The organism is uncultured Veillonella sp., from assembly GCF_900545795.1.
Classification (GTDB): domain Bacteria; phylum Bacillota; class Negativicutes; order Veillonellales; family Veillonellaceae; genus Veillonella_A.
Genome location: NZ_URAR01000014.1, coordinates 20,299 through 46,414, shown reverse-complemented (window position 1 = coordinate 46,414; position 26,116 = coordinate 20,299). Strand labels below are relative to the sequence as shown.

The following is a 26,116-nucleotide window of genomic DNA, read 5'->3' as shown; positions in this document are numbered from 1 at the left end:
AAACGCCGAAAGTACTTGGCTGGAAGCGGCCTGGGAGGATAGGAAGTCGCTGATTAACTAAAAATAAGAGGTTATGTCGAAAGACATGACCTCTTATTTTTATATTAAAGCCTTACTATATTGTTAGCCGCTTCCAGCCAAGGAAGTAGGAGTATCTCTATGTTCTAGGAACAATAGAAGCGGCATTGGGATACGCAGTGAACCTAATTTAGAGGAGCGATAGCGACAAATAAATTAGAGTGAATCGCGTAGTTCGGGGCGTACGATTCTTCGAAGAAGAATAGCCAGCATCCGAACAGGAAGACGCAGAGAAATCCACAGCCACTGAGCAGGAAGTCGCAAAGTAACCACGTACTTACCGCTTCCAGCCAAGGAAAGTAGAAGTATCTCTATGTTCTAAGCACAATAGAAGCGGCGTTGGGATACGCAGTGAACCTAATTTAGAGGAGCGATAGCGACGAATAAATTAGAGTGAATCGCGTAGTTCGGGCGTACGATTCTTCGGAGAAGAATAGCCAGCATCCGAACAGTAAGTTACCATTATATAGGTCATACTCAATAGTATGGCCTTTTTCTTATATATATGAGATTTTGTATTGTATAAGATTGTACTTAGCCAATGTGGCAAAAGCATTTTTACAGACTAGAAAAGTAAACCTAAGATAATAATATTATTTTTAAAAGGTTATCTTAATAAATTAGTCGGCTTTTTATATATTTTTTACTAAATAGTTAGGGGCAAAAGGTGTAACGTGGTATACTATATATATGATTAATGAAATGGAGGATAGCAGCACGATGTCATTACAGCAAGTAAATGAACGCCCTTTAGTTCTGGGGGTTATAACGGTATCAGATACGAGAACAGCTGAAACTGATAAAGGAGGCGATACAGTAGTTCGTTTAGCCGAGGCAGACGATCATATTGTAAAAGTACGAACCTTGCTACCTGATGATGCATTGAAACTTATTGAAGTTATGAATCGTTGGATTGCAGTAGAGGATTTAGATGCTATCATTCTAACTGGTGGCACAGGCATTGCCAAACGAGATGTGACCATCGAGGCCGTAGGTGATATAATTGAAAAAGAAATCCCCGGGTTTGGAGAAATTTTTAGATATTTGAGCTTTACAGAAGATATTGGCACTAAAGCACTAGCTTCTAGAGCTATAGCTGGGGTAGCAAATAATGTACTGATTTTCGCTTTACCAGGCTCTGTGGGAGCGGTTACATTAGGGATGAATCGCTTAATTTTACCGGAGATAAAACATCTCGTATTTGAAGTAAATAAATAGTCTTTGTTGTGGATTTCATATAGAAAGCATAAGAATATATGTATTTTGCAACTTACGAATTATGGTAAATCCATTGTTGATATGCTATAATTATTGAGTATGTAAATTTACTTTTCATTAGTTACTAATGGTCCAGCATAGGTTTTGGAGGATACTATGGCTTTTCATTTAAAAAGCAAAGAGGAAAAATTTTTTAACCTTTTAAATAGTCATGCGGAATTATGTCATGAAGCGGCTATTATTATGGAACAAGCATTTGAAGGTGAAGTAACCAAGGAAGAAGCATTAGCAGTTATTGATGCGAAAGAAAAAGAAGCAGATATACTAGTTAATGAAACCGTGGAAAAATTACGTTCTACCTTTATTACCCCTATGGATCGTGAGGATATTCAATTGCTAATTTCGCAATTAGATACCACGATTGACAGCATGAAAGACATCATGGATAAGATGTGCATGTATCATGTAGGGAAGCCTAATGAAGGGGCGGTAAAGCTCATTCAAATCGTACGAAAATGTTTAAAACATATTACTAAATCTATTTCGTATATGAACAGCTTGAAGAAGAATCATGTTAAAGTAGAAGGTCGCGTACTCGAAGTATTGCGTTTAGAAGAAGTAGCTGATGGTGTTTACCATGAAGAAATGGCTACTTTGTTCAAAGATTGCACTGATCCTATTGAGCTTATTAAATGGAAGGAAATCCTCAATTCTATTGAAGATGTAATTGATGGCTGTGAGGATTTGGTTGGCACATTCCGCCGGGTTGTGTTGAAGTATGCTTGATCATTGGTTGGTGTGGCTAGTTGTGTTTCTAGCCCTTGCGTTTGATTATATTAATGGCTTCCATGATACAGCAAATGCTATTGCAACATCTGTATCAACGAGAGCTATTTCGCCGCAAAAAGCGGTTATGATGACTGCCGTTTTAAACTTTGCTGGTGCTCTTGTTAGTACGGGCGTTGCAAAGACAATCGGTGGTGACTTGGTCATTTCCCCGAGCCTCATTAATGCAGAAGTAATTAGTGCGGCTTTATTAGGTGCTATTGCGTGGAATCTTATTACCTGGTGGTATGGTATTCCGAGTTCCTCCTCCCATGCCTTGATTGGCGGTGTAGTAGGGGCCGTTATGATATCAGTTGGTTATGAGGCACTTAACTTTGCAGGGATTGGTAAAATCTTCTTATCCCTTGTATTATCACCTATCATTGCTATGGTATTCGGCTATATTATTATGAATGTATTATTATTGTTATTCGGCCGTTTTTCGCCAATTGCTTTAAATGATAGCTTCCGCAATATGCAATTATTATCAGCTACCTTGATGGCCTTTTCACATGGCTCTAATGATGCTCAAAAAGCTATGGGTATTATTACATTAACTTTGCTCAGTGGTGGCTATATTGACACATTAGATGTACCAACTTGGGTTAAACTTTCTTGTGCTGCTGCTATGGCATTAGGGACTGCTGCTGGTGGTTGGCGTATTATCTCCACAATGGGGAATAAGATTTTTAAACTCGAAACAATTAATGGCTTTGCGGCAGATTTAAACTCTGCTATTACAATTTTTACGGCTACATTCCTTCATTTGCCAGTTTCTACAACTCATGTAGTAAGTGGCTCCATTATGGGGGTTGGTACTGCAAAACGCGTAAAAGCTGTTAACTGGGGCGTAGCACGTTCCATGGTTATGGCCTGGTTTGTGACCATTCCATTGAGTGCTCTGATGTCCGCTGTAGCGTACGCAGTTATTCAAGGAATAATTTCTATTATTTAGATAGATAGAGTGAGACTGCTTCGTATTGTGTACTCAATTATGTAGAATTTACTTTAGCAAATAGTTGAATACTAGCTAAGCTAAATGCATATTTGAGGGGCAATATTGCATTCTTATTCTCATTAATATAGTAGGAATTAAACCGATGGCTCATTGTTACATAGTACTAAAACTGAATGAATATACAAGATTATATTGCATTTACTGACTAGATTGTCTATAATGTACTTGAGAATAGAAAAATGCTCAACTTATGAGCATTTTTTTATAAACAGAAAGTATACTATTTTTGTTATGTACAAAATATTCAAATGAAATCGAAATATTTCGAAATAGTTCGGTTTTAGAAATCGTGATTAGGTAGGGAGAATAACAATGAAATTGAACACGGCCACAGACTATGCATTTCGCATGGTTTTACATATGGCACTATTGCCTAACGGAACGAAAATAACAGGTAGTGAACTGGCAAAGGCTCAGAAAATACCCGATCGGTTCTTATTAAAAATTATGAGACCTCTTATTGCCAGCGGTATTATGCGTTCGTTCCGTGGAGTTGATGGCGGGTTTGCTTTAGCAAAGAAGCCGAATGAAGTTACATTATTTGATGTAATAGAAGCGGTGGAGGGCGCTACATATTTGCAGCGCTGTCTCTATGATAATGAAACCTGTTCCCGTGGATGTCATGGCAGTTGTGCAGTACAAGAAAGCTTTTGTCATATACAAAAGAATCTTATTACTGAACTGAAGGCAGTAGATTTTGAAACCTTGGCTAAACGTGAACGAGAAATTCATTTAAAGCGAGGATGTCCATCGAAGGCGCAAGGGCGCAATTGTTAATGTGAGGAGGTATTAATATGATGGATGCAATTATGTTAGCTCGATTGCAATTTGCGTTGACATCGATCTATCATTGGCTGTTCGTTCCAGTGACACTGGGGATGACAGTAGTTGTTGCTTGCATGGAAATTGCCTATGTATCAACAAAAAATGAAGTGTACAAAAAAATGGCAAAGTTCTGGGGGAAATTATTTTTAATCAATTTTGCCATGGGTGTTGTAACAGGTATCGTTCAGGAGTTCCACTTTGGTATGAACTGGTCTGAATATTCCCGTTTTATGGGTGATATCTTTGGTGCACCTCTTGCATTAGAAGCGCTAACTGCCTTCTTCCTTGAGTCCACATTTATGGGCGCTTGGATTTTTGGTTGGGATCGCCTCTCTGCAAAAGCTCATGCTGTAGTAGCAGTGCTTGTAGCAATCGGTACTAATTTGTCTGCATTCTGGATTTTAGTAGCTAGCTCTTTCATGCAAAACCCAGTAGGCTTTGTAATTCGCAATGGCCGTGCTGAAATGGAAAGCTTTGGTGCAATCTTGACAAATGGTTATGTACCTGGTCAATTTGGTCATATTTTTACAGATGGCCTATTAACTGCTGGTGTTATTATCGCATCTATTAGTGCATGGCATATTTTACGCAATAATGCATTAGACTTTTACAAACGCTCCATGAAATGGGGCTTAGTATTCTCCATTATTGGTGGTATTTTAGTAGCTGGTGCAGGTCACTTACATGGCCAATATGTAACTAAAGTACAACCTATGAAAATCGCTTCTGTAGAAGGTCTTTGGGATACAACTCAAGGTGCTTCTTTCAGTATGTTTGCTACGATTGATGAAAAAAATCAAACAACTAATAGCTTTATCGAAATCCCTAAAGTATTAAGTTTTGTAGCAACTGATGACTTCAATGGCGAAGTAAAAGGTATGAAGGATCTTCAAAAAGCTGATGAAGCTAAATATGGTCCTGGAGATTATGTTCCACATGTAACTTCCATGTATTGGACTTTCCGTGCCATGGTATTCTCTGGCATGTTAATGTTATTAGTCGCTATCGTTGCGTATGCAATGAACCGCGCTGGTAAACTTGAAACATCCCGTCCTATGCTTAAAACTGTATTCTGGATGTTGCCTTTCGTATACATTGCGAATGCGAGTGGTTGGTATGTAGCTGAAATGGGCCGTCAACCTTGGTTGGTATATGGTTTACAAAAAACAGCAGCTGGCGTATCTCCAACAGTAACTGCTAATGAAATTCTAACTACCATTATTGGTTTCACAGCTGTATATGTATTGGCTGCTATTGCTGCACTTTACCTTGCTGTAAAACACATTAAAAAAGGTCCAGAAGGCAATCCATCTCATGATGTTAGAGAGGAGGCAGCATTATGGAAATAATTCTACAAAATCTAGAAGTAGTATGGTTTATCCTCGTATGTGTTCTATTTGCTGGTTTCTTCGTTTTAGAAGGTTTTGACTATGGTGTAGGTATCTTATTACCATTCCTTGGTAAAAATGACGTAGAACGCCGCCAAATGATTAATACTGTAGGTCCTGTTTGGGATGGTAACCAAGTGTGGATGATTACCGCTGGTGGTGCTACATTCGCTTCCTTCCCTCATGTATATGCGACTTTGTTTAGTGGTTTTTATCTTGCTTTATTCTTAATGCTAGCTGCTCTTATTGCTCGTGGCGTTGCCTTTGAATTCCGCAGTAAAGATAAATCCCTTGCATGGCGTAAAACCTTTGATTATTGCATCTTCTTTGGTTCTTTGATTCCAGCTCTTCTTTGGGGTGTTACCGTAGGTAACTTGATTCAAGGTACTCCAATTGATGGCAATATGAACTTTGTAGGTGGCTTCTTTGATTTATTAAGCCCTTACACAATTCTTTGTGGTATTGCGTTCATCTTAGTATTCGTTTACCACGGGGCGCTTTATACATCTCTTAAAACTTTAGGAGATATTTCTGAACGCGCTCGTGCAACTGCATTAGTAGAAGGCGTAATTACAGCTGTCGGTGCTTTAGTATTAGTGGGTGCAACTTATGTATACACTGATTTATTCAATAGCACATTAGCTATGGTTTGCTATGGTGCAGCTATTGTGTTCTTCATTATTTCTTGGATTTTAACTCGTATGCGTCGTGTTGGTTGGGGCTTCACTTTCAGTGTTCTAACTATCATCTCTATTACTGCGGCATACTTTGCAGGCTTGTTCCCTCGTATTATGGTGTCCAGCCTAGATCCAAGCTATAGCTTGACTGTTACCAATGCAGCATCTTCTACTTACACATTAACATTGATGACTATTGTAGCTCTTATCTTTGTACCAATCGTATTGATTTACCAAGGATGGACTTACTGGACGTTCCGTCATCGTGTAGGTGCTGATGATTTACACTATTAATAAAATAGTCGCTTAAATATAAAGTGGCATGAAGACATAATTATGTTTTCATGCCACTTTTTTATGCTATGCATTAAAAAGATTACTGGTAATATAGTGTGGGAAATTTATTTGTTCGCGGTGACAGAGATTGATTTAAATATTATAGAAAAATCAAGTTAATGAACTATTTAATTCATGCCCTTTGTTCCAGAAGCTGAAATTGTGAAACTTGAAAAAAATATAAAAGGTATTGTTTATAGATTGTCGAATATATTTAGTAAGTAGTAATATACTGCTTTAGTTAGTTTTGCGATACTAATTATTTAGTGACTCAGTAGAGATTTTACCAACAGCTCTAATAAAATACTGACGAAAGGGGAGACAGTATTTTACTTAGTCCTAGAGGCCGAATTTCACGTTAGAAAGTGAGATGATGAATATGACAAAACCTATCGCAACCACCCCTCCAGCAGTACAGCAACCGAAGAAGAACCGGCATATAAGCTTAATCATTAGCTTTTTAGTTCTCATAGGAATCTTGTGCTTGCCAACACCAAGTGATTTATCTACCGCTGGACACCGCATGATTGCTATACTTTTCTTTGCCATTGTAATGTGGATTACCAGTGCGGTTTCCTATCCCGTGAGTGCTACACTATTGACGGCCTTGACGGCTGTATTTCTTGGTACAGCACCAAATATTGATGCGCCTGCTAAACTATTAGGTACTAGTAATGCATTAAAAATTGCTATTTCTGGCTATTCTACACCAGCTTGGGCGCTAGTAGCAGCAGCCATGTTCATATCGGTGGCTATGACTAAGACGGGCTTAGATCGACGCATTGCGCTCAATGTATTATCCCGCATCGGTACAAAGACAAGCCATATTTATATGGGCGTTATTTTTACAGGTTTTATTCTTGCTTTCTTTGTACCTAGTGCTACGGCTCGTTTAGCTTGCTTAGTGCCAATTATTTTAGGTATTTTAGACAGTTTAGGTATTAATCGTCAAAGTAAATTAGCAGCTTTACTCATGGTAGGGGCGACACAGGCCGATACATTATGGAATATAATGGTACAAACTGCTGCAGCACAAAACCTAGTAGCAGTAGGTTTTATTTCCCAACAATTGAACACTACCGTGTCTTGGCTTGATTGGCTACTAGTAGCGGCACCATTTTCTTTGATTATGATTGTAATTTACTATTTCTTGTCTATGAAGCTCTTAAAACCTGATGAAGTCGATTTAAGAGGTGCTCAACTTGAACTACAAAGACATCTTAGTGAATTAGGTCCTATGAGCTTTAATGAAAAGAAATTATTATGCTTATCCGTAATTTTATTAGGCTTCTGGGCTACTGGTGGACATCTTCATAAATATGATACGTCCACAACAACCATCGTTGCTATTGCTATTTTCTTGATGCCAGGCATTGGTATTATTGATTGGAAATATGCACAAAGTCGGATCGACTGGGGCTCCATCGTAATGTTCGGGGCTGGCATTAGTCTTGGTACCGCTTTATTAAAAACAAAAGCAGCTACTTGGCTTGCGAATGCGTTTATTCATATGTTTACGCTTGAAACCTTATCAGTATTTGCTCTTTTAGGAACAATTACTTTATTCTTAATCGCGATTCATTTAGGTTTTGCTTCAGCAACAGCATTAGCTTCAGCGATGATTCCAATTGTAATATCCATTGTGCAAGCCGTTCATATTTCTGGTATGAACCCAGTAGGTTTAACTGTAATTGCGCAGTTCTCTGTATGCTTTGGCTTTATTTTACCAGTTAACTCACCTCAAGGGATGGTGGCGTATAGCTCGGGTACTTTCGACGTAAAGACATTTATGAAAACAGGGATTCCAATTACTATTATTGGCTATGTAATGTTATTAGTTATGGCCTCTACTTACTGGCACTGGATTGGATTCGTATAATTAGAAGATGTTTTAAGATGACTTTTATAATACGAGTCACTTACGATATTAAGTCGCAAAATACATCGGGATAAATTATGTAAGAAAAAATATCTAGCTATACATTACATAAGAAAAATACATAGATATATTTTTAAGAAGAAATAAAAAAGGAATATATAGTATGAGAAAAGCTACCGTAGTTGATACGGTAGCTTTTTTATAAGTAATAATTGTTTGGTTAATAAAATGTGGGCTATAGGATAAAACAGAATGCTTAGAATTAGGCGAAGCGTTTATTTTGTATGTACCAAGTGCGCCATAAGTAACCTAGAGCTGCAATGAGAACCCCGCCTAATAGTCCCATCCAAACACCATAGGGGCCCCAATCGAGTACATACATAAAGAATGCTGCAATCGGTACACTAGCCCCCCAGTAACAGGCAATGGCTATGGTAGAAATAATTTTAACGTCCTTATAGCCACGTAAAATGCCTTGCAAAGGAGTGCCAAAGGCATCGATTACGGTAAAGAAAACCGCATAGGCTAAGAAGGTGCCAATTAAATCGACCATGTTAAGATCATTGGTATAGAGTGCTGCAATTTGATCTAAATGGGTGAATGTATAGGCGCTGACACAAATAGCCACTAGAATAGCAAGGCCCCGTGCTATATATGAGTAGGATTTTGCCTCATCAAAGGCTTTGGCGCCCACTTCATAGCCTACTGCAATAGTAGCGGCGGTGCTAATACTGAGAGGGAAACCATAGAAGAGACTGGCAAAGCTATTGGCTGCTTGATGGGCGGCAATGATTTCAGTACCATATTGCGTCATCACAAGGCCAGCTACACTGAAGATACTACTTTCACAGAATATGGCAAGTCCGATGGGAATGCCGATAGAAAATTGCTCTTTAATATAAATGAACTCAGGTTTAATCCACGTGCGAAATAATTGGTACTGCTTAAATGGTTTGCCCCACATGAGCAAGGCTAAAAAGGCTAAGCAGTTGAACCAATACGCAACGGCTGTAGCGATGCCAGCACCGACACCACCTAAAGCAGGGAGGCCAAAGTAGCCTAGGACTAAGCCAAAATCAAGGAGAATATGTAAGGTAAGTCCAGTAAGCATAATGTACATAGAATATCGCGTATAGCCATGACTATCTACAGTGTTTCGCAAGGTACAAGTCCAGATTAAAGGCAAGAGTCCCACCCCGATAGCTGTCATATATTGAATGCAGATATTATAGGCCGCTGGTTCTAACTCTAAATGCTCTAATAGAGGTTTGAGGCCAAGTACACCACTTAAAATTAGGATAGTTGCTAAAATAGTTGCCACATAAAAGCCGTTCATAATCGTCGTAGGGATGCGGTCTACTTTTTGAGCGCCCCGCAATTGAGCAATAATAGGGAGAAGGCCCAGTAAAATACCGGATATACCATAAAAGCAGGCAACCCAAATATTATAACCTACGGAGATACCTGCTAAGTCTACAGTGCTATATTGTCCAGTTAGCACAATGGATATAAACGAGCCACCTGTAATAGCAAATTGGGTTAAAATAACGGGAATAGTAAGTTTTATGAAATAGAAAATTTTATCTTTCAGTGTTGCATAGTGATTCATAGCTAAGTCAATCCTTTCATCAAAAAAAGCACCAAATCATCTATCTTCTATGGCCTACGACAGATGCTTTGATGCTTTTTTATTTTTATCCGGCGACAAAAATAAGCACAAATAAATATGTAATTACTAACTTATTTTGCTATTGTAACATGAGTTACTGAACTTGTCTAATTTTTGTTTTTGGATAGGAGTGTATGTAGATGAATTACTTAGCTACTTCTTGGATAATTTGAAGTGCTAGACGTGCGGAATCATAGAGGTCTTTTTCTAAGATGCACTCATTCTTTGTGTGTACATTTGTCATGCCTACGCCGAGAACCGTAGTAGGAACGCCAAAGGCATTAAAGAAGCTTGCATCGCTGCCGCCGCCAGACTCTACAACATTTACAGGGAAGCCAAGTTTTTCAGCTGCTTTGCTAGCGATTTGAATTGTTTCGCAATCTTCTGCTAAATCAAATGGATCATAGGCTGGCAATACAGTAACTTCTACTTGCGTACCGGTTTCTTTGCCGCCTTCTTCAAAAATAGCTACGATATCTTGTGTAAGTTTATCTAATTTGCTCTTTACACGGCTACGAGCTTCAAGCATAACTGTTGTTGTTTCTGCTACCACATTTGTAGCGCTACCACCTGTAATGGTACCGATATTACAAGTAGTTTCATCATCGATGCGGCCTTGAGGGAATTTTGCCAAAATCTTACCTGCTGCGATAATGGAGTTAACACCTTTTTCAGGGGCATTACCAGCATGCGCAGCCTTACCAGTAACAACTAATTTTAATTTGTTTTGGCCTGGTGCTTTGCGCACAATACGGCCTGGAGAACCAGAGGTATCAAAGGTAAAGCCATGTTTTGCTTTTAGTAAGGAAGCATCCATGTTTTTAGAACCTTGTACGCCTTTTTCTTCTGCAATAGTAAATACTACTTGAAGGTCTCCATGAGGTAATTGCTTTTCTTCAATCACACGTAAAGCTTCTAAAATAGCTACTACGCCAGCTTTGTCATCGCCACCAAGAATAGTAGTGCCGTCAGTTGTAATTAAACCATCTTTAATCTGAGGTTTAACATTAGTACATGGCTCTACACAGTCCATATGAGCGGTTAACATAATCATAGGAGCAGATGCAATATTGCCTTTGCGAGTGGCTACAATATTACCAGTGTCGCCACCAAGTTTTTTGCCCGCGTCATCTTCTTCAATAGAGAAGCCTAAGTCGGAAAGGCGTTTAATTAAAATATCAGCAATTTCGCGCTCTTTGAAGCTGGAGCAAGGGATTTGAATAAACTCTAAAAACTCTTTCAATACGCGTTCTTCATTAATCATAAATGGCACTCCTTTACAAATAGATACAAACAGTTACAACATTAATACACAGTTACAAACTGATTTAAACCAATACAAAATGAATGTACGAAATAGCTATATTTTGTATAAAGTTTGCTCTGGTTTGTAGGAAAAGGATAATACAAAAGTTGTCTTTTTGTGCAAGATTAAGGTTATATGAAGAAAATCCATTTGACCTGAATTAAAGTGTTTTCACAATAGACAAAGCGCTTGTATTATTCCATATTAAATGGTCATTCATTACTTCTATGATACGTTAAAATTAAAAAAAAAGCCACCAATTTATGATAAAAAGTAAAAATAATTATTCTAAAAATGAAAGATGATTCTATGGTATAATACGGGCAGATATGGTTCCTACGATAGGAGCGGCATAATTTATAGGTAAAGTAATGCACTACAATATAATTAATAAGGAGAACTATATGACTGAGCCAATTCTTTGCATTTGGGCTAATCGGAGCCCTGAAGAGCGAGTATATCATGATACAGAGTGGGGGCGTCCTGTTCATGATGATCAGACTTTATTTGAATTTTTAATTTTAGAGACTATGCAAGCAGGCTTAACTTGGACCATGGTTTTAAAGCGGCGAGAATCAATGCGTGAGGCCTTCGATCAATTTAATATAGAAAAGCTAGCGCATTATGATGCGGAGAAAGAAGCGAGCTTATTAGAAAATCCTGGTATTATACGTCATCGGTTAAAAATTGCCTCACTTAGAAAAAATGCTCAAGCCTTTTTGAAGGTGCAAGCAGAATATGGTAGTTTTGATGCTTATATTTGGAGCTTTACGAATGGTGAAGTCATACATGGGCATTGGGAGACTCAAGATGAAGTACCAGGTGTTACAACTTTAGCAGAAGTAATTAGTAAAGATTTGAAGAAGCGTGGATTTACTTTTGTAGGGCCAACTATAGTATATGCTTTCTTACAAGCTATTGGCGTGGTCAACGATCATATTAAAACTTGTCCGCAGTACCACCAAATTATATCTGGTGAATAGGGGCATAGTAAAAGTCTCATGGTCGTGATAAAAACATAAAGATTAGAATTTGTTTTTATTAAAATCTAAGTATTCAAGGGAGCTTTGTTCAAGCGTGTTATGTTCAAGAGGATAGTTGGCAAAAGTATTAGCGATTTATTAAAAGTACTAGAGCGTTAAAAATTTAAAATACAAAGCATTAAAGAGATGAACGGAATTATTAAATTTAGGAGGATATATGAATACCATTGAAGCTGGTTTAGTGGGCACTGCAACGGTAAAAGTTAGTGCAGCCAATACGGCAAAAACGATGAAGAGTGGTGCTTTAGAAGTATTTGCTACACCTGCTATGTGTGCCTTAATGGAAGAGGCTGCTTGTGCAGCATTAAAAGGAAAATTAGATCCTCAGGAGGGAACTGTGGGGACTAAGTTGACTATTACGCATGATGCGCCTTCCGCCGTAGGAGCGGAGATTGTGGCAAAAGCAGAAGTTATTTCTGTTGATAATCGACGTATTTCATATAAAGTCATAGCCTATGATGGCGATAAAGTTATTGGACAAGGGGACCATGAACGTTTTATCATTAACAATGAAAAGTTTATGGCAAAATTAGGGAAATAGATGCCATAGGATTAGATTAGGTAACGTAAAGAGGTATGATTGTCGAAAGGGTGATTAGGGCATGAGAAAACATTGGTATAGTTTGTTAGGCGCTACTTTATGGGCCGCTTCAGTAGGTACTACACCGGTACAAGGGGCAGAAGACATAAGGATTAGCAATTATAATGACCTGGGCATCATTATGGAAACAGATAAAGATGCAACTGTCATTGTGAATAATGAACCAGCACCTAAAGTGAGGCCTGCTGCCAATGTAACTCGTGAATATGCACGGCAACATTTCTTTGAAGCACAAAGCCTTTATGAACAGGGCTTTACTCACTATGTATATTATCAACTAATTGATGTAAAATCTGACGGCATTCATTTAAGAGCCTATCAATTTACCGATAAGGCCAGTGATTTTCGCATTAGCCGCAGTGATGTAGTGCTTCGGAATGGCCTTTGTTATAAAGCACCAGCCTTAACTACTGTATATGATGAATCTAGTGGTAGAGACATTGAATATGTTTTTGAAGGTCGAAGTAAAACCTATCATCCAGAAACAGGCTTGTTAAAGGAATTAGAGAATCTAGGTATATTAGAAAAAATGAATATATAAAGCAGATAAAAGCCATATAGTAGAATCAGTGAATATTAGTTATTCAAAAAGACGTCTTCGCAATAGGAGGCGTCTTTTTTGATGTATCTAAATAGTTTAATTATATTTTGTTCTAGTTATTATGACATAAAAGAATAAATGAAAATTATTATCGTTTTTATTGACAAGAGAGCCTATTGATTGTATCATGAGTTTAGAAGATAGTTAGCTTAATTATTTTTCACAAATTAATAGTAAGATTATTTTTGAGAAAAACTATTAATTAAATCCGGATTTACTAGTATGACAGCCTTGAGAGCAAGTGTTCTCCTGAAACCAATGGAAAAAAGGCAGGTAGATCATGATGAACTCGATTGAAACAATTATCGGATATCATTGTGCGCCGGCAATACGGGGAATCAAGGTGGCAAATCTTGTGGCTATACCGCGGGATATGAATGTACATTTGACAACGGCTTTGTCGGAGTATAATGAGCAATTTAATGACAGAGGTTTATTTTTCTATGAATTGTGTCATTGCGACGAACGGCGATTGTTATTAGTGCTTCGTAAACGCATGTTAGAAGAGTATTTGCGACGCCCTGAACACTTAGCGTTTTTAAAATTATATGGCTATTTACCAGGTGAGACCTTAGAGCTTTGGCTCGCTCGCTTGCGTTCACGTCTAGAAAAACGTTCGGACTTTCCACATGAAATAGGCCTATTTTTAGGCTATCCATTACACGATGTACGCTCTTTTATTCGGTATAAAGGAAGTGGTTATAAATTGTGTGGTGAGTGGAAGGTTTATGGCAATCCAATGTCAGCTATGCACTCTTTTCATTGTTTTCGGGCATGCAGAGATTACTGTCATACCCAGCTTTTACAAGGTAAACAATTAGAGTCTTTAGTAGCCGTAACGGCATGCTAGTAGGAGGTAAATAAGATGATTGGTGTAGTTTATTGGTCTGGTACAGGTAACACAGCAGCTATGGCAGAAGCAATCGGTAAAGGTATTGCAGAAGCAGGTCAAGAAGTAGTAGTAAAATCTGTTTCTGAAATCTCCGTTGATGAAGCAGCTGCTTTTGATAAAATCGCTTTAGGTTGTGCAGACATGGGTGCTGAGCAACTTGAAGAAATGGAATTTGAACCATTTTACACAGAATTAGAAGGCAAATTATCTGGTAAAAAAGTAGTACTATTCGGCTCCTATGGCTGGGGTGGTACATGGCTTGACGATTGGGCTGAGCGTGTAAAAGGCGCTGGTGCTACAATTGTAGCTGATAATCTTGCTGTACTAGGTGCACCTGAAGATGAAGCTGATTGCGTAGCTCTTGGCAAAGCATTGGCTGAAGCATAAGCAGTGAATTTTAGCTTACAGGATATAGCCTACTATGATTTGCCTAGATGATGGCGAAGAGTTGGCTTATACTTAAATAGACTTAACATACTGAATATATAAAAGGCAGTGGATTAATCCACTGCCTTTTTTGCATATATGGGGACGAAAAAACTATATATTTGTTCTAAATTTTCTTTTTCTACTTTTGGATTTTATTGATAAAGCGTTCAATGCGTTGAAGGGCTTCTTCGATTGTGTCTCGAGAAGAGGCATAGGAACAACGAATTCGGCCTCGACCACATTCGCCAAAAGCAGAACCAGGCACTAAAGCTACATGCTCTTGTTGTAATAATTGGACTGCAAATTCCATATCATCCATGCCACAGGAGGATATATCAGGAAATACGTAGAAGGCACCATCTGGAACGGCTATGGGAAGTCCCATGCGTTGAAAGCCTGCTACGATGAGATCGCGACGAGCATGGTATTCCTCTCTCATAGCTGCAATAGCATCATCGCATTCATTTAGTGCTACTACAGCCGCATGTTGTACTGGAGTGGCAGGAGCTACAATGCTATATTGATGGATTTTTAAAGCTTGATTTATTACTTCTTGTGGGGCACACATAAAGCCAAGGCGCAAGCCAGTCATAGCATAGGCCTTAGAGAATCCATTGAGGATAATACAGCGCTCTTTCATGCCAGGCAAAGAGGCGATGGAAGTATGTGATTGGCCGTAGGTAAGTTCGGAATAGATTTCATCACTCACTACGATAAGGTCATGCTTGATAATGACTTGGGCAATTTTCTCTAGCTCATTTTTTGTTAAAATGGCGCCTGTAGGATTGCTTGGGTAGCCCATAAGTAAAACCTTCGTGCGAGGTGTAATAGCTTTTTCTAAGGCCTCAGGGGTGATTTTAAAGCCTTCCTCTAAAGTGGTAGGCACCATAACAGGGACTGCTTTAGCAAGTTTAACTTCTGCAGGATATGCCACATAGGATGGGTCGGGAATTAAGACTTCATCTCCTTCGTTGAGAAGAACGCGCATAGCTAGGTCAATGCCTTCACTAGCGCCGATAGTAAGCATGATTTCATTTTCGGTAAAATCGACGTCATAACGCTTGTAATACCAGTTGCGAATGGCTGCTCGCAATTCTAATAGGCCTGCATTGCTGGTATAACCTGTTTCTTTTCGCTCGATGCTGGAAATACAAGCATTTAATACTTTTTCTGGTGGTGCATAATCGGGTTCACCGACTCCGAGGGACAACACATTGTCCATGGAGAGTGCCATTTCCCAAATCTTGCGAATCCCTGAAGGGGGAAGCTGTTTAGCTACATACGATATCCGTTTATCCCAATTCATATGAGGTCACTCCTTTGTTGTTTACATACTGTATCTTCTGCTTAGTGTATCATAAAAGTTTAAAGGCTTTAAAGAATATTTTCTTTTTTGGTAGTATTTTAATCGTAAGTTTTGTAAAATAGAAACGATAACTAATTGAAGAGTATAGACTTTTAAAAGCTAATTTAATTGAAGTATTAGTTAATTAAGTCGGTTTCTCATAGTCTTCATGAATTGATCTAGATGAAATAGTAGGAGTTGTATATGAAAACTCTATGTACAGAACGTTTTGTTGTAATTTATGAAATAGAAGCTACCACGTATGAAGAGGCTAAAGCTATTGCTTGGTCTGTACAAGTGGAGCAGACCATAGAATTTCCTTATGATTTTCTTTGGGATGAGGATGTGAAGAATCAAGTTGTAGGGCGCTTTGAAGGTCTTGACAAGAGTCGCCCAGGCTTTTATGTGGCACGTATTTCCTATGGAATAGAGACGACTGCTTTTGAGGCTACACAATTGCTCAATGTCATATTTGGAAATTCCTCTTTACAACCTCATATTTGGGTGGTAGATATAGAACTTCCAAACTCGCTCATTGTTCACTATGGAGGTCCGCGATTTGGTGTGGACGGATTGCGCAGTTTAACTGGCGTTCAAGACAGAGCCTTTTTACAAGCTGTCATAAAGCCTATGGGCTTATCGGTTGATACCTTGGCTCATATGTGTCGCCAATATGTCTTAGGCGGTGCTGATGTCATTAAAGATGATCATGGTATTACGAATCAGCCGTTTGCTCCTTTTAAAGAACGCGTAGCTCGTTGTGCAGATGCCATTAAAGAAGCAAATGTTCAAAGTGGTGGACATACATTATATGCAGCTAATGTTTCCGCTGATGGCGAAGCTATTTTAGAGCGCGCCTATGAGGCGAAAGAAGCAGGCGCTACAGCCTTGATGGTAGCACCCGCATTAGTTGGCTATGGCTGGCTACAACGTCTAGCCGCTGATAAAAACTTAAATTTACCTATAATTAGTCATCCTGCTTTTATGGGCGGCTTTGCTTTGCCTGGCGTAAGTGGGATTGCAGATTATTTATGGATGGCTTTTTTACCTCGTTTATTGGGGGCGGATATGCCGATCTTTGTGTCCTATGGAGGGCGCTTTACATTTTCTAAAGAAGCATGTCAACGAATTCATCATTATTGTACTAAAACTGTAGCGGGCATGAAAGCTGCTTGTCCATCGCCGGGGGGCGGTGTGACCGAAGCACGCTTGCCTGAATTATTAGACGCTTATGGGCAGGATACAATGTTTTTAGTTGGTGGCGATATGTTCCGCCGCGGTGATGATTTACAAGAAAATACGAAGGTATTTGTTAATATGCTACGAAATCATGTGTATACAGCTTAAGCTAGAGGCTTAGAGCTATTTAAGTATTAGGCCGCGCATAGAAGTGCAATGAGCTTAATCATAAATATGCTGAAAGTCAGTAGAGAGAGATGAGAGTATGACTGAAGAATTACAAAATAAATTGAACGCCCTTATGGCTGATTTAAAGTCTATGGGGAGTGTTGTAATAGCCTTTTCTGGTGGTGTAGACAGTACATTTTTGGCGGCCGCAGCACATCGTGCGTTAGGTGATAAGGCGGAAGCTTTTACGGTGAGCTCGCCCACATTACCAGCAAAGGAGATTGAAGATGCAAAATGCTTTGCAAAAGCTATTGGATTAAAGCATACGATTGTAGAAATTAATGAATTAGAATTAGAAGACTTTGTGCGCAATGATAAAGACCGTTGCTATTATTGTAAGAAGAATCGCTTTCAACAATTAATTGATTGGGCTAACGCACAGGGCATCAAGGAAGTTCTAGATGGCGGCAATTTAGATGATACTAAGGACTATCGGCCAGGCATGCGCGCCCTTGAAGAATTGGGCGTAGTGAAGAGTCCATTGCTAGAGAATGGCTTCACGAAGGCAGATATTCGCGCTGTGGCGAAGGAGTGGGGCTTAGACGTGTGGGATAAACCGAGCTCTCCTTGCTTGGCGACGCGCGTTCCTTATGATCATGTAATTACTGGTGATGCCTTAGCCATGATAGAGGCAGGAGAAGCGTATTTACAGCAATATATTCACAATCCATTGCGCGTGCGCTATCATGAAGGTTTAGGGCGCATTGAAGTGAGTGAGGACGATTTTGCATTGTTTGGAGATGTGGAGTTTAGACGAAATGTCGTTCAATTTTTCACTGATTTAGGATTCACTTATGTGAGCATAGATTTGCAACCGTTTAAAAGTGGCAACTTAAATCGCCAAGTACAGGAATCATTGACTAAGGAGCGTTAGAAGCAAACGAGTGGTGAGCAGGATTAGTTTACTGGCTAAAAGCCGGATTAAATTATACTAGTTAGATGAGTAGTTAATAGCTAGTTTAACTTAGTGGTTAATAGTCATACTTAGATGAGTAGTTAATATTTAGATTAGTAATTAATAGTTAGTGATTGATATTAGATTAGATAAAGAAGATGGAGTTATTGTGGAAGATTTACAAGCTAAAATGGCCGTCCATGTCATTGCCAGTGGGAGTAAGGGGAATGCGACTTTAATTGCATATAAAAATACCTTGCTGTTGGTAGATGCAGGAATTAGTGCCCGCCGCATTGTGCAGGGAATTAAGGCTGTAGGCTTACGACCTGATGAATTATCGGGCATTTTTATTACCCATGAGCATACGGACCATATGAATGGTCTTGCGCAATTGGTAAAACAATATGATGTACCCGTATATACTAAAGCTGGTACATGGCGTGAAATTGTAAGGCGAAAGCCTATTAATTTTAAACAATTATGTGAATTGACTCGCAGCCATATCGCGGTTGGTGATTTAGATATAGATATATTTAAAACAAGCCATGATGCAGCAGATCCGATTGGTCTTAGCTGTTATGGTGGTGACTGTAAGGTTACATTTATGACTGATACAGGCATTGTTGAGGATGCCATGCTTAAGCATATGGATGAGAGCAATTTGCTAGTATTGGAAGCGAATTACGATCCTCAAATGCTTCGCTATGGTCCTTATCCAGCAGACTTAAAACGCCGTGTAGCCGGTGCTGAAGGTCATTTAAGCAATGAAAGTGCAGCACAGGCTCTTTTGATGATGAAGCGCCCAGATAATTTGAAAGTTATTATGGCGCATCGCTCGGAGAAAAATAATGCGGAGCCTGTAGTGGCTCATACAGTTTCTAAATTGCTAGAGCAGGAAGGCTTAGCGATAGGCACTGACCTGCAAATTTTCCATGGGCAACCTAAAGAGATTGTAAGTATTAAACAAGATTAGGAGGTTTTTGATGGATTCTAATAAGCGCTATATATTTGTCATCATCGCCATTGTATTAGTTGTCATTGGCGGTGTAGGTGGCTATGTTTCAAAGGACTTTTTTAATGCTGCGAAAAACACAACTAAAGAAACTGTGGCCGTAGGTGGACCAAAAGATGTAGCCCTGTCAGCGAACCGCGATACAGCTATAGTGATGGCTGTAAAAAAAGCCGGACCATCTGTAGTTGGCATCACTACTAAGGTATACGGTCGTGATGTTTTTAATCAGCAAGTACTCGTTGGTGAAGGCGTTGGCTCTGGCGTAATTATTGATAAAGACGGTTATATTGTAACGAATTACCATGTAGTGGCTAGAGCTACTGATAAGACTGTAACTGTATCGTTAACCGATGGTACATCGCAATCAGGTGCGATTGTAGGCGTTGATCCCTTGACTGATTTGGCCGTTGTAAAAATTGATCCCAAAGGAGAACTACCAGTAGCTACTTTGGGTGATTCAGATAATTTGCAAGTCGGCGAGCCAGCGATTGCTATAGGCAATCCTTTGGGATTAGAATTTCAAGGGACTGTAACGACTGGTGTAGTCAGTGCATTGAATCGCATGATTGATATGGAGACACAGCGCTTTCCGCTCATTCAGACTGATGCGGCCATCAATCCAGGAAATTCTGGTGGTGCTTTGGTCAATGCAGATGGCGATGTCATTGGTATTAATAGTGAGAAAATCGCACATACTGGCATTGAAGGGATGGGCTTCTCCATTCCGATTAACGAAGTAAAACCGATAGTGAAGGCTTTGATTGAAAAAGGCCGCGTAACACGACCTTATTTAGGTTTGGGTTTATTGGATAAAGCGGGCGCTGCTAAATATGGCTACAACTTAAAGCAAGACGGTTTACTAGTAGCACGCGTATATACGGATGGCCCTGCTGCTGATGTTGATATTAGTGAAGGCGATTATATTGTAGGCGTAGGCGAGAAAACGGTAAACAATTTAGTGTCTCTAAAACAATTGCTGGATTCTCATAAGCCTGGTGAAACTATTGCGTTAACTCTTGTGAGCGCTGGTGTAGAGCGCCGTGTATCTTTAGTTTTAGGCACTATGCCAGATCCGGAGTAGGCCATGAAATTTACCATTATAACTATTGGAAAATTAAAAACAGCCTATTTACGTGATGGTGTAGCTGAGTTTGTAAAGCGATTAGGTCCTTATGGCGGGGCGACGATTGTGGAGCTTAATGAAAGTAAGCAAAGCAGCCAAGATGCGTCGCAGCGCGCAGCTATAGTAGAAGAAGAGGGGCAGCGCGTATTAAAGCAAATTGCCAATAAAGGATTTGTGGTGCTTCTTGATGTGAAGGGGAAGAGCCTTTCCTCTGAAGAATTAGCGGCTAAGATACAGCGCCTAGAAGTAGAAGGGACAAGTGAAATGACCTTTGTCATTGGCGGAGCCTTTGGCGTATCTAAAGAGCTGCGTCAACGTGCAGATTTAGCCTTATCATTTAGTCCCATGACATTCACGCATCAAATGGTGCGCTTGCTATTAGTGGAGCAATTATATAGGGCGTGTAAAATAAATAGAAATGAACCATATCATTGGTAATGAGGAGGAGACATAGTTGGATAATCAAAAGGAATTTTTTGGCTTGCCTTTGCCGGAGCGCTTAATGCAGACTCAAGAATTAAAAGGCTCGGCTGCATTTTATGATTTGTATAAGGATTCCATTGAAACAGCAGAAGCTGTATTCAAGGAAAATGGATCATATATTGAAGATTTAAAGTCTAAATATGATGCCTTAGCTAAGACGACTGAAGAGAATAGTGCTGAATTAGAACGCCGTGATATGATTGAGCGCAGTGTGGGTGATATTGCCAATTCAAATCGCATTGTTTTATCGGCACTAGGAGCTTATGGCGATGCGGCGAAGATGATTATGACTATTGAGCAAGGTGGCTTTGCGCCGAATTACATTTTACAGCGTAAATTTGAGCTCGTTAAACAGAATACAGATTTTAATATTTTGCTCACCACATTGACCAATTATATGCAGGTTATTATTAATGCCCTAGAAGAAGAGCTGGGAGAGACAAAGCGCCAAACCTTGGATGACAGCGTTGCTAATGAGGAGGCACTAGCTGCTAGCCATATGGAACAGTTGTCCATTTATCAATCCTGGTTGCAAAGAACCTATGAAGTGAATAGCATGATTGAACAGCGCTTAATCTTTATTGAAGCTTTGCTTCGTTCTTTAAAGGGTGATTTAACCAATCTTCAAGTTCATAAAATGGAGCAATATGTACAGGCGCGCAAGCAAGCAATTGCTAATCAGCGATATAAAAAGACCTTGGAAGATGTGCGCGACTATGATGATTTAGAAGGACAATATCGCCATCAATATGATGAGGACGGCAATTTGATTGAAACAGTTCAAGGTGGTGAAGGTGGCAATAAGCGCGGCATTGCCGTAGCAGCTACCTTGCTGGGTATCGTTATTATTGCCATTGCTATTTACATTTTAGTTAAATAAAAATTTATATTAAATTAGAGAAGGACTTTTTCAACTCCATGTCTAACTATATGTATATAGAGATTTCCTTGAGAGATACTTTGGAAGGGAGGATTTGACATGTTAATATCCGAAGCTATGAATAAATACCCTACTACTATAACTGGTGACAGAACGATTAATGAAGCGGCTCAGCTCATGGTAAAATACAAAGTTAATGCCATTACAATTGTAGACAGCAATAATAAGCTTAAAGGGATTATTACTGAAGGGGATTTACTTTATAAAAAAGTGAGACCTCATGCACCACATTATGTAAATGTATTAGGCGCTAGTATTTACTATAGTGGCATTGGCGAGTATAATGCACAATTTAAAAAACTCCTCGCTGTACATGTGGAAGAGTTAATGACAAAAGATGTTATTACTTGCAAGCCTACAGAAGAGGTGGAAGCCGTAGTCGCTACCATGCTAGAAAAGCATCTAAAAACTGTTCCTGTAGTAGATGATAATGATGTATTAGTGGGTGTATTTAGTCGTCAAGATGTGGTAGAGTTAATCGCTAAAGAATCGTAAGCCTAGTGATACAATTGTAGCTTAGTTATAACGTAGCGATAGTTTAATGATAGTTTAGTTTTAGTGATAGCTTAGCACTGAATTATAGGTTATTTAGTGCCGAATCATAAACGATTTGTTAAATAAAATGCAATAAGCGAGGCCCTTTTGATTATCAAGAGAGCCTTGCTTCTATGTTACGCTTGATTCTACGCTCTTTAATGGTGTATTTGCGCCTATGAGCGTGAAATAGCAATATAATTAGTAAATTCTAGAAGAAAATTGCAATCAATGAAATTTTATGATAAGATTAGGAATGCAATATAAAAAAACAGATTTTGGGCATAAGCCCTCAATATTTTGGGCATGAGCCCTCAAGGAGGACATATTTTCATGAACGCAACTGTAACCCCTGTTGATCAACATAAGGTAACATTAACAATTGAAGTTCCTGCAAAGGACGTAACTAAAGGTGTAGCACAAGCTGTAAAACGCATTGCTGGCCAAGTAAATATCCCTGGCTTCCGTAAAGGTAAAGCACCTCGCCGCATTTTAGAAATGAACTTCGGCAAAGAAGCTATCCTTGAAGAAGCATTTGATGCATTAGCTGGTCGTGCATACCAAGAAGCACTTCGCGCTAATGACCTTACTCCAGTAAGCGAACCAGAAATTGAACGCGTTACTTTTGAAGAAGGTAAAGATTTAGTTTTCAAAGCTACATTTGTAAAACGCCCTGAAGTAACTCTTGGCGACTACAAAGGCTTAGAAGCTGAAAAAGGCGATATGACTGTAACTGACGAAGAAATCCAAGAACAATTGGACAATATTCGCAACCAACAAGCTAAAATGGTAGTAGCTGGTGAAGGTGCTAAAATCGAAACAGGCGATTTCGCAGTAATCGACTACAAAGGTTTTGTAGACAATGAACCATTTGCTGGTGGCGAAGCTAAATCCTATCCTTTAGAAATCGGTTCTGGCAACTTTATTCCTGGCTTCGAAGATCAATTAATTGGTCATGTAGCTGGCGATGATGTAAAAGTAACTGTAACATTCCCAGAAGAATACCATGCAGCAGAATTAGCTGGTAAAGAAGCTATTTTTGAAGTTCACGTAAACGATATTAAACGCAAAGAACTTCCTGAATTAAATGATGAATTTGCTAAAGAAGCAAGTTCTTATGAAACATTCGAAGAATTAAAAGCAGATCTTAAAAAACAAATGGAAGTAGACAAAAACCGTCGTGTAATGGACGCTTATGCTACTGAACTTGTTCAAAAAGCTGTAGAAAACGCAACTGTAGACATTCCTGAAATCATGGTTGACGATCGCGTAGAACAAATGATCCAAGAATTAGCTATGAACATGGAAAGTCGCGGTTTAAGTTTAGATCAATATTTCCAATTCTCTAACCAAACTTTAGAAGGTCTAAAAGCTGAATACAAAGAAAGTGCAGCTAAAAACGTACGCACTGACTTAGTATTAGAAGCAGTAGCTAAAGTTGAAGACATCGAAGTAACTCCAGATGATTTAAACATGGAAGTTTTCACTATGGCTCGCCAATTTGGTGCAGACCCTAAAGAAGTTTGGAATGTTATTGCAAAAGAAGGCCGTGTGTCTATGTTGGCTAACTCTGTAGCTCGTAAAAAGGCAGCTGGCTTCATCGTTGCTCATGCAAAAGGCAATGAAGCAGACGCAGCTAAAGCTGACGAAGCTAGCGCTGAGTAATTAGCTATAGAGACTTGTTTAGCCATCTAGGTACATGGATATGAGGTGTATTATGTATGTACCAATCGTGGTAGAACAAAGTGGACGCGGTGAGCGTTCATACGATATTTATTCTCGTTTATTAAAAGATCGCATCGTCTTTTTAGGTGGCCCTATTAATGATGAAGTAGCTAATGTAATCATTGCTCAATTATTATTCTTAGAGGCAGAAGATCCTGATAAAGACATTCATTTGTATATCAATAGCCCTGGTGGTGTTGTCACTGCTGGTATGGCCATTTACGATACTATGCAGTACATCAAACCAGATGTATCAACTATTTGTGTAGGCTCTGCTGCTAGTATGGGGGCTGTACTCTTAACAGCTGGTGCTAAAGGGAAGCGTTATGCCTTACCTCATGCACGCGTTATGATTCACCAACCATTAGGCGGTGTACAAGGTCAGGCTACTGAAATTGAAATTCATGCCCGTGAGATTTTACGTATGCGTGAAGAATTAAATGGCATTATTGCATCTCACAGTGGTCAAGATATAGAACGCGTTAAAGCGGATACTGATCGTGACAACTTTATGAGTGCTCAAGATGCCGTAGCATATGGTTTAATTGATGAAGTGCTAGAACGGCCGTTATCAATTAGTAAATAATGATAACTAGGAGGACTAGGCTTGAAGAAAGACGAAAGAGAAACATTGCGCTGTAGCTTTTGTGGGCGCACTGGCGATGAAGTTCGAAAATTAGTAGCAGGTCCTAATGTATACATTTGTGATGAATGTGTTGAAGTTTGTCAAAATATCATTGATGAGGAATTAGGCCATGATACAGGTAAAGGTTTTACACTGTCTCATGTGCCTACACCTCATGAGATAAAAGCATATTTAGACGAATATGTTATAGGACAAGATGCAGCTAAGATTTCCTTGGCTGTAGCTGTGTACAATCACTACAAGCGACTTCAAGTAAACAATACAGTGGATGATGTAGAATTACAAAAAGCCAATGTAATGTTTATTGGACCGACTGGTAGTGGTAAAACCTTATTAGCCCAAACATTGGCTAAATTATTGGAAGTGCCATTTGCTATGGCTGATGCTACAAGCTTAACAGAAGCGGGTTATGTAGGTGAGGATGTAGAAAATATTCTTTTAAAACTAATCCAAGCAGCTGATTATGATGTAGAAAAGGCTGAGCGTGGCATTATCTATATCGATGAAATCGATAAAATTGCTCGTAAATCCGAAAATCCATCGATTACGCGCGATGTGTCAGGTGAAGGTGTACAACAGGCTCTTTTAAAAATTTTAGAAGGCACTGTTGCTTCTGTGCCACCGCAAGGCGGCCGTAAGCACCCACACCAAGAGCTTATACAGATTGATACAACAAATATTTTATTCATATGTGGCGGTGCTTTTGATGGTTTAGAAAAAGTAATTTCTAAGCGTACTGCTAAGAAGACTTTGGGCTTTGGTGCAGATATTCAAAAGCAAGAAGAAAAAGATATTTCTGCCATTTTAAAAGAAGTGGTGCCAGAAGACTTGCAAAAATTTGGTCTCATTCCTGAATTCATTGGTCGTTTGCCTGTAATGGTAACATTGGATCCATTGGATGAGGAAGGATTGATTAAAATCCTAACTGAACCGCGCAATGCCTTAGTAAAACAATATCAAAAGATGTTGTCTTTAGAGGACGTGGAATTAGTATTTGAGGACGAAGCCTTGCAAGAGATTGCCTCGTTAGCGCTTAAGCGCAATACAGGGGCTCGTGGCCTTCGCTCCATTATTGAGAAGGTTATGAAGCAGGTCATGTATGATATTCCTTCAGAGGAAGATATTAAAACATGTATAATTACCCGTGCTGCTGTGAAGGGCACAGCAGAGCCGATACTCAAAAAATGAGTGAGCCCTTAAAGGCACGAATTAATTGTAAGT

General features: G+C 39.2%; 25 protein-coding genes. 22 read left to right on the top strand and 3 right to left on the bottom strand.

The annotated features are described in order from the left end of the window. The first annotated feature begins 798 nt into the window (after positions 1-798). The 7 genes from QZR90_RS07390 (at position 799) to QZR90_RS07360 (ending at position 8,244) form a co-directional block, all read left to right on the top strand. Positions 799-1,296, top strand: a complete 498-nt coding sequence (locus tag QZR90_RS07390) for a molybdenum cofactor biosynthesis protein B (protein ID WP_295790352.1) — start codon at positions 799-801, stop codon at positions 1,294-1,296. Positions 1,297-1,452: 156 nt separating this feature from the next. Further along, positions 1,453-2,082 carry a DUF47 domain-containing protein gene (locus tag QZR90_RS07385; RefSeq protein WP_295790351.1) on the top strand — a complete coding sequence of 210 codons (630 nt, stop codon included), beginning with the start codon at positions 1,453-1,455 and terminating at the stop codon, positions 2,080-2,082. Continuing rightward, complete coding sequence (locus QZR90_RS07380) at positions 2,075-3,076, top strand: inorganic phosphate transporter (RefSeq protein WP_295790348.1); 1,002 nt, start codon at positions 2,075-2,077, stop codon at positions 3,074-3,076. The genes QZR90_RS07385 and QZR90_RS07380 overlap by 8 nt, the downstream gene beginning before the upstream one ends. A 375-nt stretch (positions 3,077-3,451) precedes the next feature. After that, positions 3,452-3,916, top strand: a complete 465-nt coding sequence (locus QZR90_RS07375; RefSeq protein WP_295790346.1) for an Rrf2 family transcriptional regulator — start codon at positions 3,452-3,454, stop codon at positions 3,914-3,916. A gap of 17 nt (positions 3,917-3,933) precedes the next feature. After that, positions 3,934-5,313, top strand: coding sequence for a cytochrome ubiquinol oxidase subunit I (locus tag QZR90_RS07370; protein ID WP_295790345.1), 1,380 nt, complete (start codon positions 3,934-3,936; stop codon positions 5,311-5,313). After that, on the top strand, positions 5,304-6,323 hold the full coding sequence (cydB, locus tag QZR90_RS07365) for a cytochrome d ubiquinol oxidase subunit II (RefSeq protein ID WP_295790343.1): 1,020 nt from the start codon (positions 5,304-5,306) through the stop codon (positions 6,321-6,323). Before QZR90_RS07370 ends, cydB begins: the two co-directional genes overlap by 10 nt. Positions 6,324-6,744: 421 nt before the next feature. Then, on the top strand, positions 6,745-8,244 hold the full coding sequence (locus QZR90_RS07360; protein WP_295790341.1) for a DASS family sodium-coupled anion symporter: 1,500 nt from the start codon (positions 6,745-6,747) through the stop codon (positions 8,242-8,244). Between the two features lie 262 nt (positions 8,245-8,506). Here QZR90_RS07360 and QZR90_RS07355 read toward each other — a convergent pair whose 3' ends face one another. Beyond that, on the bottom strand, positions 8,507-9,853 hold the full coding sequence (locus tag QZR90_RS07355) for an MATE family efflux transporter (RefSeq protein WP_295790339.1): 1,347 nt from the start codon (positions 9,851-9,853) through the stop codon (positions 8,507-8,509). Positions 9,854-10,058: 205 nt separating this feature from the next. Then, entirely contained in the window at positions 10,059-11,177 is a 1,119-nt protein-coding gene (locus QZR90_RS07350) for a M20/M25/M40 family metallo-hydrolase (RefSeq protein ID WP_295790337.1), read from the bottom strand. 446 nt (positions 11,178-11,623) lie between these two features. Between QZR90_RS07350 and QZR90_RS07345 the strand changes: the two genes are divergently transcribed. The 5 genes from QZR90_RS07345 to QZR90_RS07325 all read left to right on the top strand — a co-directional run bounded on the left by QZR90_RS07345 (position 11,624) and on the right by QZR90_RS07325 (position 14,743). Then, positions 11,624-12,202 (top strand): DNA-3-methyladenine glycosylase I, encoded by a 579-nt coding sequence (locus QZR90_RS07345; protein ID WP_295790336.1) that lies wholly within the window; start codon positions 11,624-11,626, stop codon positions 12,200-12,202. A 217-nt stretch (positions 12,203-12,419) separates the two neighbouring features. Continuing rightward, positions 12,420-12,803 (top strand): thioesterase family protein, encoded by a 384-nt coding sequence (locus tag QZR90_RS07340; protein ID WP_295790334.1) that lies wholly within the window; start codon positions 12,420-12,422, stop codon positions 12,801-12,803. A gap of 61 nt (positions 12,804-12,864) precedes the next feature. Beyond that, on the top strand, positions 12,865-13,404 hold the full coding sequence (locus tag QZR90_RS07335) for a hypothetical protein (protein WP_295790332.1): 540 nt from the start codon (positions 12,865-12,867) through the stop codon (positions 13,402-13,404). A gap of 340 nt (positions 13,405-13,744) precedes the next feature. Next, positions 13,745-14,314 carry a DUF3793 family protein gene (locus QZR90_RS07330; protein WP_295790331.1) on the top strand — a complete coding sequence of 190 codons (570 nt, stop codon included), beginning with the start codon at positions 13,745-13,747 and terminating at the stop codon, positions 14,312-14,314. Positions 14,315-14,329: 15 nt separating this feature from the next. Then, entirely contained in the window at positions 14,330-14,743 is a 414-nt protein-coding gene (locus QZR90_RS07325; protein ID WP_295790330.1) for a flavodoxin, read from the top strand. 181 nt (positions 14,744-14,924) lie between these two features. On the opposite strand, the gene QZR90_RS07320 is transcribed toward QZR90_RS07325, so the two are convergent. Beyond that, entirely contained in the window at positions 14,925-16,091 is a 1,167-nt protein-coding gene (locus QZR90_RS07320; RefSeq protein ID WP_295790329.1) for a pyridoxal phosphate-dependent aminotransferase, read from the bottom strand. Between the two features lie 243 nt (positions 16,092-16,334). On the opposite strand from QZR90_RS07320, the gene QZR90_RS07315 reads away from it, so the two are divergent. The 10 genes from QZR90_RS07315 (at position 16,335) to clpX (ending at position 26,083) form a co-directional block, all read left to right on the top strand. Further along, complete coding sequence (locus QZR90_RS07315; RefSeq protein ID WP_295790327.1) at positions 16,335-17,477, top strand: RuBisCO large subunit C-terminal-like domain-containing protein; 1,143 nt, start codon at positions 16,335-16,337, stop codon at positions 17,475-17,477. A 97-nt stretch (positions 17,478-17,574) separates the two neighbouring features. Beyond that, entirely contained in the window at positions 17,575-18,411 is an 837-nt protein-coding gene (gene larE, locus QZR90_RS07310; protein ID WP_295790326.1) for an ATP-dependent sacrificial sulfur transferase LarE, read from the top strand. A gap of 151 nt (positions 18,412-18,562) precedes the next feature. Continuing rightward, positions 18,563-19,405, top strand: a complete 843-nt coding sequence (locus tag QZR90_RS07305; RefSeq protein ID WP_295790325.1) for an MBL fold metallo-hydrolase — start codon at positions 18,563-18,565, stop codon at positions 19,403-19,405. Positions 19,406-19,415: 10 nt separating this feature from the next. After that, positions 19,416-20,525 (top strand): S1C family serine protease, encoded by a 1,110-nt coding sequence (locus QZR90_RS07300; protein ID WP_295790322.1) that lies wholly within the window; start codon positions 19,416-19,418, stop codon positions 20,523-20,525. A gap of 3 nt (positions 20,526-20,528) precedes the next feature. Next, the gene (gene rlmH / locus QZR90_RS07295; RefSeq protein WP_295790320.1) at positions 20,529-21,005 is read left to right on the top strand and encodes a 23S rRNA (pseudouridine(1915)-N(3))-methyltransferase RlmH; all 477 of its coding nucleotides are present in this window, start codon (positions 20,529-20,531) and stop codon (positions 21,003-21,005) included. A gap of 16 nt (positions 21,006-21,021) precedes the next feature. Next, complete coding sequence (locus QZR90_RS07290) at positions 21,022-21,930, top strand: hypothetical protein (protein WP_295790318.1); 909 nt, start codon at positions 21,022-21,024, stop codon at positions 21,928-21,930. A gap of 99 nt (positions 21,931-22,029) precedes the next feature. Further along, the gene (locus tag QZR90_RS07285; protein ID WP_295790316.1) at positions 22,030-22,485 is read left to right on the top strand and encodes a CBS domain-containing protein; all 456 of its coding nucleotides are present in this window, start codon (positions 22,030-22,032) and stop codon (positions 22,483-22,485) included. 372 nt (positions 22,486-22,857) lie between these two features. Continuing rightward, entirely contained in the window at positions 22,858-24,189 is a 1,332-nt protein-coding gene (gene tig, locus QZR90_RS07280; protein ID WP_295790314.1) for a trigger factor, read from the top strand. A 52-nt stretch (positions 24,190-24,241) separates the two neighbouring features. Continuing rightward, entirely contained in the window at positions 24,242-24,835 is a 594-nt protein-coding gene (clpP, locus tag QZR90_RS07275; protein WP_295790312.1) for an ATP-dependent Clp endopeptidase proteolytic subunit ClpP, read from the top strand. Positions 24,836-24,856: 21 nt separating this feature from the next. Continuing rightward, positions 24,857-26,083 carry an ATP-dependent protease ATP-binding subunit ClpX gene (gene clpX, locus QZR90_RS07270; RefSeq protein ID WP_295790311.1) on the top strand — a complete coding sequence of 409 codons (1,227 nt, stop codon included), beginning with the start codon at positions 24,857-24,859 and terminating at the stop codon, positions 26,081-26,083. Positions 26,084-26,116: the final 33 nt, after the last annotated feature.

Bases quoted from the DNA above. Each gene is read 5' to 3' on its own strand.
- QZR90_RS07390 (WP_295790352.1), top strand. From the start codon at position 799: ATGTCATTACAGCAAGTAAATGAACGCCCTTTAGTTCTGGGGGTTATA.
- QZR90_RS07385 (WP_295790351.1), top strand. From the start codon at position 1,453: ATGGCTTTTCATTTAAAAAGCAAAGAGGAAAAATTTTTTAACCTTTTA.
- QZR90_RS07380 (WP_295790348.1), top strand. From the start codon at position 2,075: ATGCTTGATCATTGGTTGGTGTGGCTAGTTGTGTTTCTAGCCCTTGCG.
- QZR90_RS07375 (WP_295790346.1), top strand. From the start codon at position 3,452: ATGAAATTGAACACGGCCACAGACTATGCATTTCGCATGGTTTTACAT.
- QZR90_RS07370 (WP_295790345.1), top strand. From the start codon at position 3,934: ATGATGGATGCAATTATGTTAGCTCGATTGCAATTTGCGTTGACATCG.
- cydB (WP_295790343.1), top strand. From the start codon at position 5,304: ATGGAAATAATTCTACAAAATCTAGAAGTAGTATGGTTTATCCTCGTA.
- QZR90_RS07360 (WP_295790341.1), top strand. From the start codon at position 6,745: ATGACAAAACCTATCGCAACCACCCCTCCAGCAGTACAGCAACCGAAG.
- QZR90_RS07355 (WP_295790339.1), bottom strand. From the start codon at position 9,853: ATGAATCACTATGCAACACTGAAAGATAAAATTTTCTATTTCATAAAA.
- QZR90_RS07350 (WP_295790337.1), bottom strand. From the start codon at position 11,177: ATGATTAATGAAGAACGCGTATTGAAAGAGTTTTTAGAGTTTATTCAA.
- QZR90_RS07345 (WP_295790336.1), top strand. From the start codon at position 11,624: ATGACTGAGCCAATTCTTTGCATTTGGGCTAATCGGAGCCCTGAAGAG.
- QZR90_RS07340 (WP_295790334.1), top strand. From the start codon at position 12,420: ATGAATACCATTGAAGCTGGTTTAGTGGGCACTGCAACGGTAAAAGTT.
- QZR90_RS07335 (WP_295790332.1), top strand. From the start codon at position 12,865: ATGAGAAAACATTGGTATAGTTTGTTAGGCGCTACTTTATGGGCCGCT.
- QZR90_RS07330 (WP_295790331.1), top strand. From the start codon at position 13,745: ATGATGAACTCGATTGAAACAATTATCGGATATCATTGTGCGCCGGCA.
- QZR90_RS07325 (WP_295790330.1), top strand. From the start codon at position 14,330: ATGATTGGTGTAGTTTATTGGTCTGGTACAGGTAACACAGCAGCTATG.
- QZR90_RS07320 (WP_295790329.1), bottom strand. From the start codon at position 16,091: ATGAATTGGGATAAACGGATATCGTATGTAGCTAAACAGCTTCCCCCT.
- QZR90_RS07315 (WP_295790327.1), top strand. From the start codon at position 16,335: ATGAAAACTCTATGTACAGAACGTTTTGTTGTAATTTATGAAATAGAA.
- larE (WP_295790326.1), top strand. From the start codon at position 17,575: ATGACTGAAGAATTACAAAATAAATTGAACGCCCTTATGGCTGATTTA.
- QZR90_RS07300 (WP_295790322.1), top strand. From the start codon at position 19,416: ATGGATTCTAATAAGCGCTATATATTTGTCATCATCGCCATTGTATTA.
- rlmH (WP_295790320.1), top strand. From the start codon at position 20,529: ATGAAATTTACCATTATAACTATTGGAAAATTAAAAACAGCCTATTTA.
- QZR90_RS07285 (WP_295790316.1), top strand. From the start codon at position 22,030: ATGTTAATATCCGAAGCTATGAATAAATACCCTACTACTATAACTGGT.
- tig (WP_295790314.1), top strand. From the start codon at position 22,858: ATGAACGCAACTGTAACCCCTGTTGATCAACATAAGGTAACATTAACA.
- clpP (WP_295790312.1), top strand. From the start codon at position 24,242: ATGTATGTACCAATCGTGGTAGAACAAAGTGGACGCGGTGAGCGTTCA.